Origin of the sequence: Candidatus Villigracilis proximus, from assembly GCF_016717045.1 — a bacterium.
Taxonomy (GTDB): Bacteria; Chloroflexota; Anaerolineae; order Anaerolineales; family Villigracilaceae; genus Villigracilis; species Villigracilis proximus.
The window spans coordinates 448,679-467,386 of record NZ_JADJUO010000001.1; the positions used below are offsets into that span (position 1 = coordinate 448,679).

Sequence of the window (18,708 nt, forward strand, 5' to 3'; positions counted from 1 at the left end):
TGGTTTTTGATACAATCATCACATGAATACAGACTCATCTGCATTTTCCGTCCAACAACTTGATTTTTATTATGGCAAATCAAAGGCGCTTTCGAATATTAATATCGAGATTCAGCCGAAACAAGTGACCGCATTGATCGGGCCGTCTGGCTGCGGCAAATCCACGTTTTTGCGCTGTTTGAACCGCATGAACGACACCATCGCTGATACGCGTGTAGAGGGAACGATATTGCTCAAAGGCGAGAATATTTACGATCCCAAAATGGATGTGGTTAATTTACGGCAACGGGTGGGAATGGTCTTTCAAAAACCAAATCCATTTCCGCAGTCAATTTACGACAATGTGGCATTTGGTCCGCGGGTGATGGGCATGGATGTAAATTTGGATGATGTAGTGCAGCGCAGTCTGGAACGGGCCGCGTTATGGGACGAAGTCAAAGGTGACTTGAAATCTGATGCGATGGGATTGTCTCTTGGCCAGCAGCAGCGTTTGTGCATCGCGCGTGTGGTGGCAGTGCAGCCGGAAGTCATTTTGATGGACGAATCCACGTCCGCGCTGGACCCGATCGCAACCTTACGCGTGGAAGAATTGATCGCAGAATTAAAAGAGGATTACACGATCGTGATCGTGACGCACAACATGCAGCAGGCGGCGCGTGTCTCGGATCACACGGGCTTGTTCTGGCTGGGCGAACTGGTTGAGTTTGCGCCCACCAATCAAATGTTTACCCGACCCAAAGAAGAATTAACCGAGGCCTATATTACAGGCCGAATGGCGCTGGATAAACCAGATTAATGCGGACTGAAGTCTGCGCTTTTTCCGTGAATCAAAAGGTGGACACAAGTTTTTGTGTCCACCTTTTACTTTTACTTACCGTTATTTACTTCTTCCAAAACTCATCATCACTGGATTTGATATCACCAAACTCACCTGTAGCGATGAAGATTGTCCGCTCGCAGATATTAGTCACACGGTCAGCAACGCGTTCAAGATTATGCGCCACCCATAGGAGCCAGTTGGCGCGCTCGATGGATTTTGGATCCTGAATGATGATCATCATCAGCTCACGATAAATTTGATTATAAAGAGCATCCACTTCGTCATCTTCAACCGGAATGGCTTTCGCGGCTTCCACATCTTCGTTAATGAAGGCGGTCAGCGAGCGGTGCAGCATGCTTGTGCCGATCTGTGCCATGCGCGGAATATCGATCAACGGTTTGAGCAAAGCCTCTTCGCCCATGCGGACATTAATATTCGCGATGCCTTTGGCGTAATCGCCCATGCGTTCCAGCTCGGAAATAATTTCCATGGTCGAAGCCAGCAGACGCAGGTCATGCGCCATCGGCTGCTGTGTGGCGATCAGGATCATCAACTGATTTTCAATCGCGAATCTCTTTTTGTTGATCTCTTTATCTTCAGCGATGATCTTCTCTGCACCTTTAATGTCTCGCTTCTTTAATACTTCCACTGAAGCAATAATGGCATGTTCCACCATTGAGCCAAGCAGGAGTACTTCATCTTTTACTTGCTGTATCTCGTTTTCAAATGTTTTTCGGATCATAATTTCCTCTGAGGTATGGCCCATCCAGGTTTGATTCTGTGATTTTACTACTGACAATTATATCTGGCGATAGTCCTGTGGTGTGATATCGAGCTCAATCAGCCAAAGGCGCAGACGTTCTTCAATTTGGTCGCGCACGCGTCGGGTGGAGGAGAGGCGGGTTTCATCGTCGCCAGAGAATTTTGCCGGGTCGTCAAATGGCCAGTGCAGGTGAGTTCCCATGTTAAGAAATACAACCGGACAATTCTCCTCGGCATCCGCGCAGACCGTGATGACGTATCCGAAGTTGACCTTGCCCATATATTCCATCACAGACTTTGACCACTGTGCGCTGGTGTCGATCCCAACTTCGCGCATCGCTTCCTGGACCTCAGGCAGGATACTGCCCTTCGGCTCTGTGCCTGCGCTGAAAACTTCGAACTGTTCCCCGGCCAATGCACGCAGGAGTCTCTCGGCCATCTGACTGCGCGCAGAGTTACCTGTGCAGAGGAATAAGACTTTTGATTTGTTCATGATTTCCTCGTTGGTGTACTGGTAAATAAGTAAGTAAACATGTAACCAGGTAAACAACACGTATACATGTCTACTTGTTTACATCTCTACCTGCCTTCGCTCTTACCCAAATCTTCCCGTCACGTAATCTTCTGTGCGCTTGTCTTTGGGATTCGTGAATATTTTTTTAGTTTCAGAGAATTCGATCACCGTACCGGAACGTGAGCCTTCCTTGTCCAACATCATCATGGCGGTGTAATCTGAAACGCGCGCGGCCTGCTGCATGTTGTGGGTGACGATGATGATCGTATAGTTTTTCTTAAGTTCCTGCATCAGTTCTTCAATGCGCAGGGTGGAGATCGGGTCAAGCGCGGATGCGGGTTCGTCCATCAAAATAATATCGGGTTGAATGGCGATGGTGCGCGCGATGCACAGACGCTGCTGTTGTCCGCCTGAGAGTTCGTAGGCGCTTTTCTTAAGCACATCCTTCACTTCTTCCCAAAGTGCCGCGCTGCGCAGGGATTGTTCCACGAGTTCATCCATGTTGCCTTTGAAGCCATTGATACGCGCTCCCCAGGCGATATTCTCATAAATGGATTTTGGAAATGGATTCGGCTTTTGGAAAACCATGCCAATGCTTCTGCGGACTTCCACCGGGTCAATGTTTGAACCGTAGAGGTTTTGTCCGCGCATGAGCAGTTCGCCGGTTACATGGCAGTTTGGCACGAAATCATTCATGCGGTTGATGGAGCGCAGCAACGTGGATTTTCCACAGCCTGACGGCCCGATAATGGCCGTGACCTTTTGCTTTTCGATCAGCATACTTACATTGCTGACGGCTTTGAATGTTCCATAAAAAATGGATAGATCTTTGGTTTCGATCGAGTATTGAGGAGTTTCGTTGATTTGCATGGCTTATTCCTTCAAGCACTTAATATTTTCTTTGTACGCGGTTGCGGATGATGACCGCTGCGGCGTTCAAGGTTAACAATAGGACAAGCAGAACGATGATGGCGCTGGCTGCAATGGAATGGAATTCCGATTGGGCGCGTGTTGTCCATTGATAGATTTGAATGGGCAGGGCGGTAAATTTTGAGAATGGGCCTTCCGGGTCAAGGCTGATGAAAGTGGATGCGCCCACCACGATCAGCGGGGCGGTTTCACCAATGGCGCGGGAGACGGCCAGAATACTGCCGGTGAGAATACCGGGTAGGGCGTTGGGCAGAACGTGATGCCAGATCGTTTGCCAGCGGGTGGCTCCCACGCCATAAGCCGCCTGTCGTAACGAATCAGGCACGGCTTTGATGGCTTCCTGTCCGTTGATGATGATCAGCGGCAGAACGAGCACGCCCATGGTTAATCCGGCGGATAGGATCGTGCGTCCGTTTGTGTCAGTGATGCCGAATATACTTCCGCTGGTAAAGGGTTCCAGCGCACGGACGAAGATCGCCAGCCCGAGCATTCCATAGACGATGCTTGGCACACCCGCCAGATTATTAATGTTGGTTTGAATAATGCGGTTCAAAAAGTTCTTTGTGGCGTATTCCTGCAAATAGATCGCCGCGCCGGTGCCAATTGGCAGAGCGAAGAGAATGGCGATGCCCACCATCCATAACGAGCCAAGGATGGCAGTGCGTACACCTGCAAATTCCGCTTTGGATGACATGGGTGTGGTGAGGAATATCGGTGTAAGCCATGAACGGAATTCCAGTTTTGCTTCCGGGTATTTTTTTGCAGCTTCGGCTTTGACTTCGTTTGCGTCAAAAATTGAAGCAGTCATGGACCAGGTTTGTTTTGTGTCAATTTGAATCAAACGTTCCAAAACGAGTGTGTATAAATCAGACTTGGAACGTTTTTCCATTGCCTGTTCATTATTTAACTTGTTGTAAGCGCCATCTGAAAGATTGGCTTTTAGAATATCAAGTAATTCCTGTTTGTTCAGGTCATCGAGCGGTTTTGCGCTGAATTCTGCCGGGTCGTTTTTGTACTCATAAGCTACATAACCGAATGCGCCGTCTACTACGTTGTAAAGAAGGGCTGCAAGGCTGAGCATGGCGATCAGTAAGGCGGAGAAAAATAGCGCCTGCCAGATGGATGCGACTCGGTAGCGGCTATTGAGTGAATTACGAAAAGACTGGCCTTCGGGATAATGGTTATCTGTTGGATTCATGATTGCCTACTCGTACTTCTCGCGGAAACGCTCAACGACCACCTGGCTGATGAGATTCAAAACCAGGGTGACCAGGAATAACATCAACGCAACTGCGAAAAGGCTGTTGTAATCAATGGAGTTATAACTCAAGTCGCCGCCGCTGATGCGGGCGATATGACCGGTCATGGTCTCGGCTGCTTTGAAGGGATTAAAAGTGAAGTTTGGTCCTGAACCTGCCGCAACTGCGACGATCATGGTTTCACCGACGGCGCGTGAGATGCCGATGATCAACGCCGCGCCAACACCAGAGAGGGAGGCGGGTAAAACAACTTGAATACTGGTTTCAAATTTTGTTGCGCCCATGGCGTATGCGCCTTCACGTAAAGAACGCGGTACCGCGCTTAAGGCGTCTTCGCTCATGGAGGAGATCAAAGGCAGAATCATGATGCCCATCACGATCCCCGCAGACAGCATGTTATACACTTGCACTGCGTCGCCGAAAATACTTTGCAGGAGGGGGGTCATGAAGAGTAGGGCAAAATAACCATATACAACAGTTGGAATTCCCGCCAGTACTTCAAGAATGGGTTTTAAGGTGGCTCGCGCTTTCGGGGAGGCGTATTCACTTAGAAACAGAGCCGCTGACAGTCCGAGAGGAAGCGAGACGAAGATGGCAATCGCGCTTGTGATGAGAGTCGATGTCACCAGCGGCCAGATTCCAAAAGTCCAATGCCTGGTGACCATTGGGTTGTCGTAAAGAATTTAGTCAGGGTTACACCGGGGGTGGTGAAGAAAAGCAGGGCTTCCTTGCCCAGTTCGTAAACAATGGCGACGGTGATGAAAATAGACAAAATTCCCGACATGAATAGCAGGGATTGGATGACTGATTCACCGGGGCGTAATTTCTTTTTTAGATCGAGCGGACGGAAATTTTTATTTTCCAGGGTTGTGTTTTCTTGTTTCATTTTTCGCTCTATGATTCCATAGGCTTGCTTATATAGCACGAATGGGCTGGCCTCATTTTTTATGAGACCAGCCCCGTGTTATTTTTTATTTTTTTATTTGCTTGTAGCAGACATCCATGCGTCCATTGAAGCGGTGAGGTCAGCTTCAGGAGCGGGGAAGTAACCGACATCAACGATGTTGTCATTAACGTTGCTGAGGTAGAAGTAAAGGAAAGCAGCAACCTGAGGTTTTTCGGAGAGGATCTTCGCGTCAGAGTAGATGAAGAGCGGGCGTGAGATGGGGTAGGAACCATCATCGACAGTGGTCTGATTGGGTTCGACACCTTCAACAGCAACGGCCTTCAAAGCGCCGGAGTTTTCAGAGAAGTAAGCGAAACCGAAGTAACCAATGGCATAGGGGCTGCCTTCGACACCCTGAACGAGGACGTTGTCATCTTCAGAGAACTGAGCGCCTTCGAGTCCGAGGATAGCTTCTTCGCCAGCGGCGACATCAGCCTTGCCGTCAGCATTGAGGTAAAGGGGAGCAACAACAGCTTCGTTGAAGTAATCGAAAGTGCCGCTGTCAGCGCCTGGGCCGTAAACGAGAATGGCTTCGGCGGGGTAGGCTGCATCAATTTCATTCCAAGTGGTGATCTGGCCGGTGAAGATCTTGCCAAGTTGTTCTTTGGAAAGAGCGGTGACGAAATCATTTTCAGCGCTGACGACGACAGTGAGGGCGTCGGTACCCACGCGGAATTCGATGGGTTCGCGGCCGATGGCGGCGCAGGCTTCAACTTCGCTGTCTTTGATGGCGCGGGAAGCATTGGCTACATCAGATTCGCCGGCAACGCAGAAGCGTTCAAAACCAGCGCCTGAGCCGATGCTGTCAACAGTGATGTTGCCAGTGTAACCTTCCTGTTGGAAGAGTTCGGACATGCGTTCGGAAAGAGGGAACACGGTGGAGGAACCAGCGGTGATGACATCGCCAGTGACTGCGTCAGGGGCATACATCGCCATTGCTTCATCAGCAGCAGGAGCCATGGCTTCGCCGCTTGTAGCAGACATCCATGCGTCCATTGAAGCGGTGAGGTCAGCTTCAGGAGCGGGGAAGTAGCCGACATCGACGATGTTGTCGTTGACATTGCTCAAGTAGAAGTAAATGAAAGCGGCAACCTGAGGTTTCTCGATGAGGATCTTCGCGTCAGAGTAGATGAAGAGCGGGCGTGAGATGGGGTAGGTGCCATCATCGACAGTGGTCTGATTGGGTTCGACGCCTTCAACAGCAATGGCTTTCAAAGCGCCGGAGTTTTCAGAGAAGTAAGCGAAACCGAAGTAACCAATGGCGTAGGGGCTGCCTTCGACACCCTGAACGAGGACGTTGTCATCTTCAGAGAACTGAGCGCCTTCGAGTCCGAGGATAGCTTCTTCGCCAGCGGCGACATCAGCTTTTCCATCAGCATTGAGGTAGAGAGGAGCAACCACAGATTCGTTGAAGAAATCGAAAGTGCCGCTGTCAGCGCCTGGGCCGTAAACGAGAATGGCTTCGGCGGGGTAGGCTGCATCAATTTCATTCCAAGTGGTGATCTGGCCGGTGAAGATCTTGCCAAGTTGTTCTTTGGAAAGAGCGGTGACGAAATCATTTTCAGCGCTGACGACGACAGTGAGGGAGTCGGTACCCACACGGAATTCGATGGGTTCGCGGCCGATGGCGGCGCAGGCTTCAACTTCGCTGTCTTTGATAGCGCGGGAAGCATTGGCTACATCAGATTCGCCGGCAACGCAGAAGCGTTCAAAACCAGCGCCGGAGCCGATGCTGTCAACGGTGATGTTGCCGGTGTAGCCTTCCTGTTGGAAGAGTTCGGACATGCGTTCGGAAAGAGGGAACACGGTGGAGGAACCAGCGGTGATGACATCGCCAGTGACTGCGTCAGGGGCATACATCGCCATTGGGTCTTCAGCGGGGACGGCGGTGGGTTCAGCGGGAACTTCAGTGGCAGCAGCCTCGGTGGGGGCTTCAATTGCAACTTCGGTGGCTGGGGCGCCGCAGGCGGCGAGCAAGAGGCTCATGGCCACTACTACAAACAAAAATGAACGTACTGTTTTGGACATTTCTTTTCTCCTATAGGTTATATACAACAGTGAGATGATAAACAACTGCTCTTAAGGGCAATGGAAGAATAGGTTAACATCTCGTTAATAAAAAACTGCCCGTCAGAAATGACGGGCAGCGTCTTCGCTTGGAAGACAACTATGAAGGAGCGAATGAACGTTTTTACTTTTCTACCGTGACTATAGAAGGAGTAAGGAGCGATAATTCAAAAGGTTGGGAATGCCAGTTCCATGTATTCAGATCGGAAATGGCGCGGTAGGCGGTTAGATCAAGCTGTAAAGGGGTGACGGATACAAACCCCGCAGCCAACGCCCCGACATCTGTTCCTGATTCTGAGACACCCGTCGGCGCGTCACCACCGATCCAGTAATAGGGGCGTCCGCGTGGATCAGTTCTTTCGTCCAAGCGGCTATGGTAAACACGCAGACCCTGGCGAGTGAGACGAAAGCCATGAATATCCTCTGCTTTCAGAAAAGGCACATTGACGTTCAATAAGGTTTCAGCGGGTAACCCATTGGCGAGTACATTTTGAACGGTGATACGGGCGGCATGGGCGGCGGGTTGAAAATCAATCGGGCCGACGAGTCCTTCCGGCACTTCAAGTGATACTGCCACACCGGGCACACCCGCGATGACAGCTTCCATCGCCGCGGTGACTGTTCCTGAGTAGGTGACATCATGCCCCAGATTTGCACCAACGTTAATGCCTGAAACCACCAGATCAAATTGCTCTTTGAAATAACCGAGCATTGCCAGCGCAACGCAATCAGATGGAGCGCCGTCACTTGCAAAAGCTTGTGAACCATCTTCAAGATGAAACTCACGCAAACGCAAGGCGCGGTCTAATGTTTTTACATGTCCACCGCCAGACCAGTTGCGGTCCGGGGCGAGGATGGTGACTTTGCCCAGATGACGCATTTCCTGCGCCAGAGCAAAAAAGCCCGGGCGCAAGCACGCCGTCATCATTTGTGACTAAAATATTCTTCATCATTTCTTTTTCCTGTTCTTTTTGTAATTGCTCAAGCTGCAGCTATTTTTTTATTTCTTTTCCATATAAGGAAAACCTCTACCAGGAATTTTTATGGTGGTATCTTATTTAGCTCAAGCTGCTACTCGTGGTTCCTGACCTGTTTTTAATCCGAATTTTTTAACGCAAAGTCGCCAGAGTTTAATGTTGTTTCTTTGCGACTCTGCGCCTTTGCGTTAAAAGTTTATGCAAATTCTGCAAGGTGGCAACTTGGATTGTGTTTATAAAGAGATGGTTTTGTTATGCCCAGGCAAGACCCGTCAAACGGACAAACGCACTTTCCATATAGCGCATTCCCCAACTGCCGATAATTCTAAATGCGCTCCACTCGTTTTGTCTGCGGGCTTTGGTTGTTTTATTTTTCAAGGCCATTAATAGATCTGCCGCGGTATTGCCTTCAAATTCAGTTGTTCCAAATCCGATGGTGTCTATCACATGCGCATCGCTGCTGCCTGTTTTGGCGATATTCAAACTGCTGGCAAGAAGATTTGCAGAATGATTGCTGATGCGGTCAATGGATGTGCCGTTGTAGGTTTCAATGCCGATCAAGGTCTCTGCCACCAGAGGATTGCGCAATGCCTCCAAAATCGTACGTGCGCTCAGGCTTTTCATTCCCATTCCGCCCGCCATGGGGTGTGGAGCCACACAAACGCCGCCCAGCTCGCGTACCCGTAAAACGGTTTCGATCAGTGAAAGGCCGGCAGGAACTTTTTCTGTGATGAAGAAGGCCAGCAGGTCTCCGTCAGCGGTGGTAATTTCACTTCCGGGGATCACTTCCACGCCGTAGTTTGATGCGAGTTTCATCGCCTTCAAGGCGCCTGCGATCTCGTCATGGTCGGTGATGGCGATCACATCCAGTCCGAGTTGTTTTGCACGGTTTAAAACGGCAGCGAGTGAGGCTGTGCCGTCGTAACTGTAAATTGTGTGTAAATGTAAATCGGCGAGTCCCATTTTATTTCTCCTGTCAAAAGCAGTAATTTGTGCTGCTTAACGATTGCAAAAATGCCTTCAAAAGATGTTCAAAATTTGTGAATAATATTTTTTAATAGCTAAAGTGTACCTGCCGGCGGTTAAAAACCTGTGAAGATTGTCTTAAGGAATTGTATAGCTTCTGTTAACAAAAAACTACCCGCGGAGTGGCGGGTAGCATGCCTCAGAGAGGCAATAAGGAGGAGAAAAATGAATTAAGCGCGTTTGATTTTCTTCAGAAAGTCGCGGCGTTTGCGGGTCGCATCGACACCGAAGATAACAACCATAGATACAAAAATCACTGAAGGTAAAATTGTTTCCATACGCTCTCCATTTCTATATTCAATATAATACTTCAATACTTTTAAGAATGACCTAAGAAACAGTTAACAACTGGTAAACAAAAATGCAAGATTAATAAAGCCGGGCTTGTTCCCGTTTGAGGCGGGGCTGGGCTTGCCTGCGTTTTGCCTGTAATACTTCTGCGGGTGTGTGCAGCACACGTTCGCAGATGCGGGAGATGTATTCCGCAGATAAGCCGTCATTCTGGAGAGGCATTAATTGTTTCAATTCTTCAATATTTAAGTTCGTGTGAACTTCCTTGTCCAATGCGATTGCGACATACGTACAGGTGGATTGCTGTGTGATGACCACTTCTGCATTTGCGATCATCGGATTAATATCGCCGTAGGCAAAGACAAGCGAGTTTGGGGCGTTTTCGTGGATTTCGCGGATGGCTCTTTCTGCGTCTTCCAGAGGGTGTAATTTGAAGATGAGTGTGCGCTCTCCGGCGATCGCCTTGCATTTTTGAATAAAAGCCCGGCGGTCATCAAAGCGGAAGGTTTCGCGCAGCGGAGATGTGGCTGCAAGTACATGACCGTGAAATTGGAAATTATTGTTGTGCGCGGTTTTTAAATTATCAAAATTTGGAATTCCTGTCACCGCTATTTTGCTCTCTGGCACACCTTTGCGGACGAATAATTCCGCATACCCTTCGGAGGCTACGCAAAACATATCGTATTCATTGGATAATCCATTGGTGGATGTGTTGGCTAAATAACGGGGGAGTTTCAGCCATTTCACCAGGTGATACATGATTCCCTCGGGTTCTGTGATTCCTTCCTGTACCAATACTGTACGTTTGCCCCTGATATTTTTTTGGATCAACAGATCACTGCATGTAACCACCATATCGTACGAATGTGCTTCTCCGCGCGGATCAACTTGCAAGTTGTGACGCAAAAAATATTCCTCAGTTTCTCGTTTATGTCGTCCGCCCAGCACTGTGAAATTGAACCAGCCTATTTTCGCTAATAAGTTTGACTATCCCATCTCCGTAATAGGAAGTGAAATGGCAGTCATGTTCATTCATTCCATTACGAGCGATCGCGTGCATTTGCGTGGTTTGGTTCAATGACCCGCAGATAAAAGGATGTTTGCCATGCGCTGCTCCCATTTTGTTTTTGAACAAGTTTAACCAGTGTGTAATTAAGCCGCTTGGGAACGCTGAAGAGTGCTGTATTGTTTTAAATTCAGTTCTGATTTTTCTTAACTCGTTGTTAACAATACCTTTGGTGGGTGTTAACTTCAATCGGCTATCTTATAAAGACGCCATTCCTTGGAAGAGAAATCACATATGCCTCGTAAAACCCTTGATCAACAGCTCCAAATTATTCGCGATGAACTATTGATTTTAAGCAGTATGGTGGAGACCGCTCTGGTCGAATCTGTATCTGCCTTGAAAGATCATGATATGGAAAGATCACAGATCGTTCATGATAATGACCTGAAGATCAACAGAAAACGATTTGACCTGGAAGGGCGCATCATCGTTGTGATCGCGGCTGAGGCCCCTGTTCTACATGACCTGCGCTTTCTGGCATCTGCGATGAATATTTGCACCGAGTTGGAAAGAATCGGTGATTACGCCAAAACGATCGCGCGGATTAACCTGATGTCTGAAGGCATTAGTGTTCCGCGCTTTTTGGGTATCACGTACGAAATGGGGATCAAAGCCTCCGATATGCTGCACCGTGCGATGACTGCGTTTATCCACACCAATTCGCCCTCCGCGGTTCGCATCATCTCTGATGATGATATTATTGATAATATGTATAACGGTCTCTATGCTGAATTGATGGATTTTGTTATTCATGGCGCTCACAATATGGAACGCGCCAATTACCTGCTTTGGGTGGCGCATAATTTGGAGCGGGCTGGAGATCGTGTGACAAATATTTGTGAACGCACAATTTATGTTGAGACCGGAGAACTCGGTGACGCGGCATTTGTCAGCCCCCGCCTTCCAAAATAAAGAACGGAAACATGCAAATTATTGCGGCAATTGATGTTGGCTCCAACGCCATGCGTATGGTCGTCGGACGAATTGTTTATGAGGGGAAAGTTGAGGCAGTTGAGAATCTGCGCCTGCCAGTACGCCTGGGGCAGGATGCCTTTACGACAGGCATGGTCAGCGATGAAACCGCGCAGCAGGCCGTCGATGCGTTCCCCCGTTTTCGCCCGATCCCACATAATCACACCGTGGAAAAAATTCGCGCGATTGCCACCAGCGCCATGCGTGAGCTGGTCAATGGCGATCTTCTCATTGATCGCATTGCACGTTCCACCGGAATTGAGATCGAAACCATTAGCGGGGAAGAGGAAGCACGGCTGATCCATTTGGCTGTGTCTCAGGCTGTAAATCTGAAAAACAAACACGTATTATTAATTGATATTGGGGGCGGCAGCGTGGAAGTGACCCTTTCACAAAATGGGAATATCCTATCCACTGAAAGCTACAATATGGGAACCGTGCGTCTGCTCAAAAAATTGAGCGGAGAAAAAAACGCCGCGATGCCTTTTCACAAACTGGTGCGGGAATACGCCGAAGCGGCGCGTCGCCGCATTGACCGGGAAATTGGCTCCAAAAAAATAGACATTTGCGTCGGGACGGGGGCAACATCGAGGAGATGGGCAGGTTACGCGAGAAAATTTTCAAACGCGATAATGACAGTGTCATCACTCTCGAAGAGCTGGATACGCTGGTTGAAACATTGAGCAGGTTGAAGGTTGAAGAAAGGATGCGCAAGTTCAAGTTAAAACCTGATCGCGCAGATGTCATCCTGCCTGCGTCGATCGTCCTGCAAATGATCGTGCATGAAGCGAAGATCAAGGAAGTGACTATTCCCAATGTTGGCTTGAAAGACGGTGTGCTGTGGGATATGGCTTCCAACTTGCAGGCGGCTGCCCCGATTTCTGCGCGTGAGCAAGTGTGGACTTCCGCGCTGCGGCTGGGTGAAAAATATCAGTTTGATCGGGAACATGCCGAACTGGTTTCATATCTGGCGGGCAGGTTGTTTGACCAGTCTCAAGATCTGCATGAGCTGGATGATGAAAATAAATTGCTGTTGGAAGTTGCCGCGCTGCTGCATGACATCGGTCATTTTATTAATACGGTGGATCATCACAAACACGGTTACTATATTTTGAAAGCCAATCCACTGATCGGCCTGACCGAGGAACGTCAGAATATTGTTGCCAATATTATTCAATATCATCGCAAGGCAACACCTTCATTGCAGGATGATAACTTTAGAAGCCTGCATCCCAAAGACCGCCTTATGGTGATAAAACTCTCGGCGCTGATGCGCCTCGCAGATGGGTTGGATGTAAGCCACACGGGCCGTGTGAAAAATATTCTGCTTGAAGAACAAAAAAATATGTGGAAGTTAAAGCTGCTGGGGGCAGGCGATCTGATGCTGGAGCGCTGGACGCTTGAAAAACGTCAGAGACTCTTTCAGGATATTTTTGGCGTAAAATTAAAGATCGTAGAGTGATGTAAACATGAATACGCAAACCCTTTTATTGGATTCATTAAACGCACGTCGTGATAAATACAAAGCCGAATTAAAAAACTGTCGTCTGGAATTTTCTGAAGAAGCGGTGCATGATTTCCGCGTGGCGACACGCCGCCTGCTTTCTTTTCTCGATCTTTTGCGTACGGTCATGAAAGACCCTGGGATTAAAAAAATACGCCGTACTTTAAAAGATCAACTTGATAATCTGGACGAACTGCGCGATACGCAGGTGCTGCTGGCGGATATCTCTGAAATGATCCAAGAGACTCCGGCACTTCATCCTTTTCAGGAACATTTACAACATAAGGAAAAGAAACTGCTGCGCGCGGCACGCAAAGAGATCAAATCGTTAAAAATTGCAGACCTTTCCAAACGTATTCAGAAACTATACAAAAAGGTCGAATCCATTAAGCAGATCGATCTGGAATTAAGCATATTCTCCGCTGTGGATGAAGCATTTGCGCTTGTGAATCAACGGTATACTCAGATCGATCCGAACCAGCCTGCCACGATCCATCGCGTACGGATCGCCTTTAAGAAATTCCGCTACATGATCGAGGCGATTTTCCCCATTCTTGAAAATTTCCCATCTGATCAGTTGAAGAAGATGCACGACTATCAAACGGCCATGGGCGACATTCAAGATATGGAAGTGGCTTCGCAGGAACTCGCGGACTTCGATGGCCTGGCGCCTGCTTCCTACAACCCCGAACCTGCCCGCTCTTTTTACAAAGAACGCCATACCCTTGCCATTTCACGCTACATCGAAGACAAGGGTGAGGTATTTACTTTTTGGCGCGCTGCGTCAGACCAAACTTATCCTCAGGAGAAATAAATCATGAACTTATATATCATCCGTCATGCCATTGCAGTGGACGAAGGCACGCCCGAATACGAAGACGATAGTCAGCGCCCGCTCACGGATAAAGGCAAAAAGAAAATGCGTCTGATCGCGAAGGGACTGCGCTCCATCGGCGTTGAATTTGACCTCATTATTTCCAGTCCCTATGTCCGCGCGAGTGAGACGGCTGAAATTCTGGCCGAGGTCTTCAAGAAGAAGGAAGTCGTGTTTAGCGAGAATCTGGTCCCGATGGGTGACCCCGATCTATTGATCGCAGAAATGAATGAAAAGTACAGCGCAAATAGCATCGTATTGGTCGGGCATGAACCTTTCTTAACCGCTCTTATCAGTTTGTTGATCTCTGAAAATGCAGGCGTGGATATGACCATCAAAAAAGGCGGCGTGTGCAGGCTTTCTGCCGATGACCTTCACCATACTCGCAAGGCTACGTTAGAATGGTTACTTACACCCGGTATCCTGGTTGAGATGAGTGAAAAATAAACATGACCGAAACAGTTTCCGTTGAAGCAGCGATTGACCTTACTTCGCCTTCCCTTTATATTAACCGTGAGTTGAGTTTGCTGGAGTTTCAGCGCCGTGTGCTTGAAGAAGCCTGGGACGAATCCAAGCCTTTACTTGAGCGCGTGAAATTCCTCGCCATCTTTGGTTCGAATATGGACGAGTTCTTTATGGTGCGCGTCTCCGGCATCCGCAAGATGGTGGAAGCGCGCATTATGGATGTCTCTCCTGATGGCGCAACTCCGCCCGATCAACTGGCTGCCATTCGTAAATTGTCGCAGGAACTGATGATCGATGCGCAGCGCTGCTATCAACGCAAACTCTTGCCCAAACTTGATAAAGACGGCATTCATGTCATTGATTATCATAAGTTAAGCAAGACACAAAAAGAACGCGCGGATACATATTTTAAAGAAGTGGTTTATCCCGTGCTCACACCGCTCGCGCTTGACCCGGGACATCCCTTTCCGCATATTTCAAATTTGAGTTTAAATCTTGCAATTGTGATCCGCGACAAAAAAGGAAACGAAAAATTTGCGCGTCTGAAAGTGCCTGATACCTTGCCGCGCCTTTTGCCGATCAAGCGTTCCTCGGGCGGAGTTCGCAAAGATGGGACAATTCCACACCAGCATTATTTTGTCTGGCTTGAACAGGTGATCGCTGCCAATCTCAATGATCTCTTCCCCGGCATGGAAGTAATTTCCGCGCATCCCTTCCGCATTGTGCGCGATGCAGATATCGAAATTCAGGAACTCGAAGCAGACGACCTGCTTGAAACCATGCAGCAAAGCATCCGCAAGCGCAAATTTGGTTCGGTGGTGCAGGTGGCTGTGTATGAATCCATGCCTGAGACTGTCCGTGAATTGCTGGTGGATAACCTCGAAGTCTCCCGTAATGATGTGTATGCGCTGGATAGTCCGCTTGGCTTAAGCGGATTATGGCAGCTTTATAGCAATGTGGAACGACATGATCTGAAGGATGTTCCATATAAGCCACGTACTCCCAAAGCATTTAAACGTGCTGCTACCTCAGCTGATATTTTTGAAGCGATCAGAAACGAAAATATTTTGCTTCATCATCCCTACGACTCATTTAATCCCGTTGTGGATTTTCTGAATGCTGCGGCGCGTGATCCGCAGGTACTGGCGATCAAACAAACGTTATATCGTGTAGGCTCAAATGCGCCGGTGGTCGAAGCCCTGCTCGAAGCCGCCGAACGCGGCAAACAGGTTGCGGTGCTGGTTGAGTTGAAAGCTCGCTTCGATGAGGAATCAAATATCGGCTGGGCGCGTGCTCTGGAAGAAGTGGGCGTGCATGTGGTCTATGGATTGGTCGGATTAAAGACACATTGTAAAGTGAGCATGGTGGTCCGTCAGGAAGGGGAGGGCATCCGCCGTTATATGCATCTGGCAACAGGCAATTACAACGCGAATACTTCCCGCATCTATGAAGACCTGGGTATGTTCACCTGTGACGAAAGCATCGGCGCAGATGCAACCGATCTGTTCAATTATTTAACCGGGTATTCCACAAAACAGGAATATCGTAAATTACTGGTCGCCCCCGTCAGCTTGCGCAAGAAGCTGGAGAAAATGATCCTGCGTGAGATCGAGCATGCCCAACAGGGACGCAAGGCACACTTGATCTTTAAACTCAATTCACTGGTTGACCCAAACATGATCCAGCTTTTGTATCGCGCATCGCAGGCGGGCGTGAAGGTTGATCTGCTGGTGCGCGGCATGTGTTGTTTGCGCCCCGGCATTAAAGGTGTGAGCGAAAACATCCGCGTGATCAGTATTGTCGGGCGCTATCTTGAACACAGCCGTTTGTTTTATTTCCACAATGACGGCAAGGAAAATATTTATCTCGGCAGCGCAGATCTCATGCCGCGTAATCTCAATCATCGGGTTGAGGTCGTCTTCCCGGTGGAGAACAAGGATCATGTTCATTACCTGCGCCAGCGCGTTTTGGATACGTATCTGAAAGACAACATGCGCGCGCGTGTTTTGCAGCCTGATGGCAAATATAACCGCATTATTCCTGAAGCAGGCAAGGATGCGGTGGACGTTCAGGAAAAATTTATGAGCTAGTCTTTTTTATAGAGTAAATATCCCGCAGAGTTAAATCCTGCGGGATATTTTTTAATTCTTTGCAAAAGGGATCATAAAATAGAACACGCTTCCACGACCTTCATTACTCTCCGCCCAGATTTTTCCGTTGTGAGTTTCCACAATATGTTTTGAGATCGAAAGCCCAAGCCCCGTGCCGGAACCTGTGCGGGATCGATCCACACGATAGAATCTTTCAAAGATACGAGTCAGACTCTCCTCTGGAATTCCAACTCCTGAATCCCGCACAGCGAATCTTGCCCCGCCGATGCTTGATTCTGTTTCGACAGACACTTCGCCCCCCGGTTTTGTGAACTTGACCGCGTTATGGATAATATTGACCAGCACCTGCTCCAGCCGCGATTGATCCGCGCAGATATTTTGCAGGCCGTCTTCACACTTGATCGATAATTTTAACCCGGCGCGTTCGGCTTGCATCCTCATACGATCTACAGCCGATGTGACCAGAGTATTTGGTGAGAGCGGCGCGAGGATTAATTCCACCTGGCCTGACTCGATGCGTGAAAGATCAAGCAGTTCCTGAGCCATTTGCGTTAACGCATCCACTTCAGTATTGATCCTGCTCAGGAAACGCGGACCAGCTTCCGGGTCTGCGAGAGCGCCGTTTTGTAACGTCTCGGTCAAGGCTTTGAGCGAGGCGAGGGGAGTCCGCAATTCATGTGATACGTTTGAGATAAAATCCCGCCGCACGGTTTCAAGTCTGCGGACACGGGTCAGGTCTTGCACAAGCAGTAAACTTCCGCTGGAATGAGTATCAGGAATGGCGATGATCTGCAGAAACAGGCGGCGCATCGGCAACTCAACTGACTCGCTTTGCATTTCATTTGTCTGCTGGCATCGCCGCCAGGCATCGACCAATTGATGATTGCGGACAACCTCGGTGACGCTATGTCCGGGCGCGTCTGAAATTTCAAAAAGTTTTTGTGCCGCTGGATTCGCAAATTGAATCAATCCATTTGCATCCACAATGATCACACCATCGGTCAATTGCTCAAGGACTGTTGAGAGGCGCGCATTCTCGGAGTTTACGATTGAAAGCTGAAGATCAAAACTTGTCTTGAGCGATGCGATGGCGTTTGAAAGATTTTCAATTTGTTTTAGGTCGGTGGGGAGTCTTTCCGGTGAAATGCGTGCCAGGCGGGCATATTCATCCACACGTTTTTTTAAATCATAATAGCGCCACATAAACCAGGCAGCGACACAAAATAAAACAATCACGAAACTCAACAGAAATGAATTCATCTCAATTTTTGACCTTTGCTCTTTTCTTCATCTTTCATTCCTCTTTCCCCTATCCTTCGAATCTATAGCCTCCGCCTCTTACCGTCACAATGCGTGTAGGGTTCGAGGAGTCTGCTTCGATCTTCTGGCGCAGCCAGCGGACGTGTACATCCACCGTGCGGCTATCGCCGATAAAGTCCCAGCCCCAAACGCGCTCCAGGATGAATTCACGTGAAAGCATCTGGCGGCGATGTTCGGCGAGGAAGAGCAGCAGTTCGTATTCTTTTGGCTTGATCTGAATCGGTTCGCCATCAAGCAGTACTTCGCGGCGCGTGAGATTAATGGCAAGGTTATCAAACGCCAGCACTTCATGTGCCGGAGCGGAGGAACTGCTTTTGCCCATTTCTTCGCGCAGCAGGCGCGCACGCCTGAGTTGTGACTTGACACGTGCCAATAACTCACGCATCGAAAATGGTTTGGTTAGATAGTCATCCGCGCCAACTTCGAGGCCCACCACACGGTCTATTTCATCATCACGGGCGGTGAGCATCAAAATGGCAGCAGACATTTCCTTGCGTAGAATGCGTGCCACTTCAAAGCCGTCCATTTCGGGCAGCATGATGTCGAGCACGATCAGATCTGGTTTTAAGCGCCTTGCAGATTCAAGCGCGGCGCGTCCATCCCCAACAGTTTCCACCGTATAACCTTCTTTTTTCAGGTTATAGGCCAGGGTCTCTTGTAGAGAGAGTTCATCTTCAACGATCAAAATTGTTTCAGGCATTGATGAGAATATACCATAAAGGAATTTTTATCTGTTAATGGGATGTTAAAGCAAACCACCTGCCATTTCATTGTAATACTCTGTGATATAAACATGAGTAAAAT

At 48.7% G+C, this 18,708-nt stretch carries 19 protein-coding genes; 7 read left to right on the forward strand and 12 right to left on the reverse strand.

Going from position 1 to position 18,708, the window contains the following annotated elements; translation table 11 throughout:
- The first annotated feature begins 22 nt into the window (after window positions 1–22).
- Window positions 23–796 (forward strand): phosphate ABC transporter ATP-binding protein PstB, encoded by a 774-nt coding sequence (pstB, locus tag IPL71_RS02400; protein WP_345318488.1) that lies wholly within the window; start codon window positions 23–25, stop codon window positions 794–796.
- 85 nt (window positions 797–881) lie between these two features.
- On the opposite strand, the gene phoU (IPL71_RS02405) is transcribed toward pstB (IPL71_RS02400), so the two are convergent.
- From phoU (IPL71_RS02405) to IPL71_RS02450, 10 genes are all read right to left on the reverse strand, one after another.
- Window positions 882–1,562, reverse strand: coding sequence for a phosphate signaling complex protein PhoU (gene phoU, locus IPL71_RS02405; RefSeq protein ID WP_345318489.1), 681 nt, complete (start codon window positions 1,560–1,562; stop codon window positions 882–884).
- 57 nt (window positions 1,563–1,619) lie between these two features.
- On the reverse strand, window positions 1,620–2,075 hold the full coding sequence (locus IPL71_RS02410; protein WP_345318491.1) for an arsenate reductase ArsC: 456 nt from the start codon (window positions 2,073–2,075) through the stop codon (window positions 1,620–1,622).
- 102 nt (window positions 2,076–2,177) lie between these two features.
- Entirely contained in the window at window positions 2,178–2,966 is a 789-nt protein-coding gene (gene pstB, locus IPL71_RS02415) for a phosphate ABC transporter ATP-binding protein PstB (protein ID WP_345318493.1), read from the reverse strand.
- A 19-nt stretch (window positions 2,967–2,985) separates the two neighbouring features.
- Window positions 2,986–4,224 carry a phosphate ABC transporter permease PstA gene (pstA, locus tag IPL71_RS02420; protein ID WP_345318495.1) on the reverse strand — a complete coding sequence of 413 codons (1,239 nt, stop codon included), beginning with the start codon at window positions 4,222–4,224 and terminating at the stop codon, window positions 2,986–2,988.
- 6 nt (window positions 4,225–4,230) lie between these two features.
- The gene (gene pstC / locus IPL71_RS02425; protein WP_345318497.1) at window positions 4,231–4,911 is read right to left on the reverse strand and encodes a phosphate ABC transporter permease subunit PstC; all 681 of its coding nucleotides are present in this window, start codon (window positions 4,909–4,911) and stop codon (window positions 4,231–4,233) included.
- A complete protein-coding gene (locus tag IPL71_RS02430) occupies window positions 4,908–5,171 on the reverse strand; it encodes a hypothetical protein (RefSeq protein ID WP_345318498.1) in 264 nt (87 codons plus the stop codon). Before IPL71_RS02430 ends, pstC begins: the two co-directional genes overlap by 4 nt.
- Window positions 5,172–5,264: 93 nt before the next feature.
- Window positions 5,265–7,259 (reverse strand): PstS family phosphate ABC transporter substrate-binding protein, encoded by a 1,995-nt coding sequence (locus IPL71_RS02435; protein WP_345318499.1) that lies wholly within the window; start codon window positions 7,257–7,259, stop codon window positions 5,265–5,267.
- Window positions 7,260–7,422: 163 nt separating this feature from the next.
- The gene (surE, locus tag IPL71_RS02440) at window positions 7,423–8,178 is read right to left on the reverse strand and encodes a 5'/3'-nucleotidase SurE (RefSeq protein ID WP_345318500.1); all 756 of its coding nucleotides are present in this window, start codon (window positions 8,176–8,178) and stop codon (window positions 7,423–7,425) included.
- Between the two features lie 349 nt (window positions 8,179–8,527).
- On the reverse strand, window positions 8,528–9,238 hold the full coding sequence (locus IPL71_RS02445) for a PHP domain-containing protein (RefSeq protein ID WP_345318502.1): 711 nt from the start codon (window positions 9,236–9,238) through the stop codon (window positions 8,528–8,530).
- Window positions 9,239–9,670: 432 nt separating this feature from the next.
- Entirely contained in the window at window positions 9,671–10,498 is an 828-nt protein-coding gene (locus IPL71_RS02450) for a CDP-glycerol glycerophosphotransferase family protein (RefSeq protein WP_345318503.1), read from the reverse strand.
- Between the two features lie 394 nt (window positions 10,499–10,892).
- On the opposite strand from IPL71_RS02450, the gene phoU (IPL71_RS02455) reads away from it, so the two are divergent.
- The 6 genes from phoU (IPL71_RS02455) to ppk1 are packed head-to-tail and all read left to right on the forward strand — an operon-like array spanning window position 10,893 to window position 16,563.
- Window positions 10,893–11,570: a phosphate signaling complex protein PhoU gene (gene phoU / locus IPL71_RS02455; RefSeq protein ID WP_345318504.1), complete on the forward strand. Its 678-nt coding sequence runs from the start codon at window positions 10,893–10,895 to the stop codon at window positions 11,568–11,570.
- 11 nt (window positions 11,571–11,581) lie between these two features.
- Window positions 11,582–12,313 carry a Ppx/GppA phosphatase family protein gene (locus IPL71_RS02460; protein WP_345318506.1) on the forward strand — a complete coding sequence of 244 codons (732 nt, stop codon included), beginning with the start codon at window positions 11,582–11,584 and terminating at the stop codon, window positions 12,311–12,313.
- The gene (locus IPL71_RS02465) at window positions 12,226–13,092 is read left to right on the forward strand and encodes an HD domain-containing protein (protein ID WP_345318507.1); all 867 of its coding nucleotides are present in this window, start codon (window positions 12,226–12,228) and stop codon (window positions 13,090–13,092) included. The genes IPL71_RS02460 and IPL71_RS02465 overlap by 88 nt, the downstream gene beginning before the upstream one ends.
- Before the next feature lie 7 nt (window positions 13,093–13,099).
- Entirely contained in the window at window positions 13,100–13,948 is an 849-nt protein-coding gene (locus IPL71_RS02470) for a CHAD domain-containing protein (RefSeq protein WP_345318508.1), read from the forward strand.
- 3 nt (window positions 13,949–13,951) lie between these two features.
- The gene (gene sixA / locus IPL71_RS02475; RefSeq protein ID WP_345318510.1) at window positions 13,952–14,455 is read left to right on the forward strand and encodes a phosphohistidine phosphatase SixA; all 504 of its coding nucleotides are present in this window, start codon (window positions 13,952–13,954) and stop codon (window positions 14,453–14,455) included.
- Between the two features lie 2 nt (window positions 14,456–14,457).
- Window positions 14,458–16,563, forward strand: a complete 2,106-nt coding sequence (ppk1, locus tag IPL71_RS02480; protein WP_345318512.1) for a polyphosphate kinase 1 — start codon at window positions 14,458–14,460, stop codon at window positions 16,561–16,563.
- 51 nt (window positions 16,564–16,614) lie between these two features.
- Here the strand turns inward: ppk1 and IPL71_RS02485 are convergent, their stop codons facing one another.
- Both IPL71_RS02485 and IPL71_RS02490 read right to left on the reverse strand, forming a co-directional pair.
- Window positions 16,615–17,844 carry a sensor histidine kinase gene (locus IPL71_RS02485; protein WP_345318514.1) on the reverse strand — a complete coding sequence of 410 codons (1,230 nt, stop codon included), beginning with the start codon at window positions 17,842–17,844 and terminating at the stop codon, window positions 16,615–16,617.
- Between the two features lie 49 nt (window positions 17,845–17,893).
- Entirely contained in the window at window positions 17,894–18,604 is a 711-nt protein-coding gene (locus IPL71_RS02490) for a response regulator transcription factor (protein WP_345318515.1), read from the reverse strand.
- Window positions 18,605–18,708: the final 104 nt, after the last annotated feature.

Excerpts from the sequence above, each read along its gene's own strand:
- pstB (WP_345318488.1), top strand. The coding sequence starts at position 23 with ATGAATACAGACTCATCTGCATTTTCCGTCCAACAACTTGATTTTTAT.
- phoU (WP_345318489.1), bottom strand. The coding sequence starts at position 1,562 with ATGATCCGAAAAACATTTGAAAACGAGATACAGCAAGTAAAAGATGAA.
- IPL71_RS02410 (WP_345318491.1), bottom strand. The coding sequence starts at position 2,075 with ATGAACAAATCAAAAGTCTTATTCCTCTGCACAGGTAACTCTGCGCGC.
- pstB (WP_345318493.1), bottom strand. The coding sequence starts at position 2,966 with ATGCAAATCAACGAAACTCCTCAATACTCGATCGAAACCAAAGATCTA.
- pstA (WP_345318495.1), bottom strand. The coding sequence starts at position 4,224 with ATGAATCCAACAGATAACCATTATCCCGAAGGCCAGTCTTTTCGTAAT.
- IPL71_RS02430 (WP_345318498.1), bottom strand. The coding sequence starts at position 5,171 with ATGAAACAAGAAAACACAACCCTGGAAAATAAAAATTTCCGTCCGCTC.
- IPL71_RS02435 (WP_345318499.1), bottom strand. The coding sequence starts at position 7,259 with ATGTCCAAAACAGTACGTTCATTTTTGTTTGTAGTAGTGGCCATGAGC.
- surE (WP_345318500.1), bottom strand. The coding sequence starts at position 8,178 with ATGCGTCATCTGGGCAAAGTCACCATCCTCGCCCCGGACCGCAACTGG.
- IPL71_RS02445 (WP_345318502.1), bottom strand. The coding sequence starts at position 9,238 with ATGGGACTCGCCGATTTACATTTACACACAATTTACAGTTACGACGGC.
- phoU (WP_345318504.1), top strand. The coding sequence starts at position 10,893 with ATGCCTCGTAAAACCCTTGATCAACAGCTCCAAATTATTCGCGATGAA.
- IPL71_RS02460 (WP_345318506.1), top strand. The coding sequence starts at position 11,582 with ATGCAAATTATTGCGGCAATTGATGTTGGCTCCAACGCCATGCGTATG.
- IPL71_RS02465 (WP_345318507.1), top strand. The coding sequence starts at position 12,226 with ATGGGCAGGTTACGCGAGAAAATTTTCAAACGCGATAATGACAGTGTC.
- IPL71_RS02470 (WP_345318508.1), top strand. The coding sequence starts at position 13,100 with ATGAATACGCAAACCCTTTTATTGGATTCATTAAACGCACGTCGTGAT.
- sixA (WP_345318510.1), top strand. The coding sequence starts at position 13,952 with ATGAACTTATATATCATCCGTCATGCCATTGCAGTGGACGAAGGCACG.
- ppk1 (WP_345318512.1), top strand. The coding sequence starts at position 14,458 with ATGACCGAAACAGTTTCCGTTGAAGCAGCGATTGACCTTACTTCGCCT.
- IPL71_RS02485 (WP_345318514.1), bottom strand. The coding sequence starts at position 17,844 with ATGAATTCATTTCTGTTGAGTTTCGTGATTGTTTTATTTTGTGTCGCT.
- IPL71_RS02490 (WP_345318515.1), bottom strand. The coding sequence starts at position 18,604 with ATGCCTGAAACAATTTTGATCGTTGAAGATGAACTCTCTCTACAAGAG.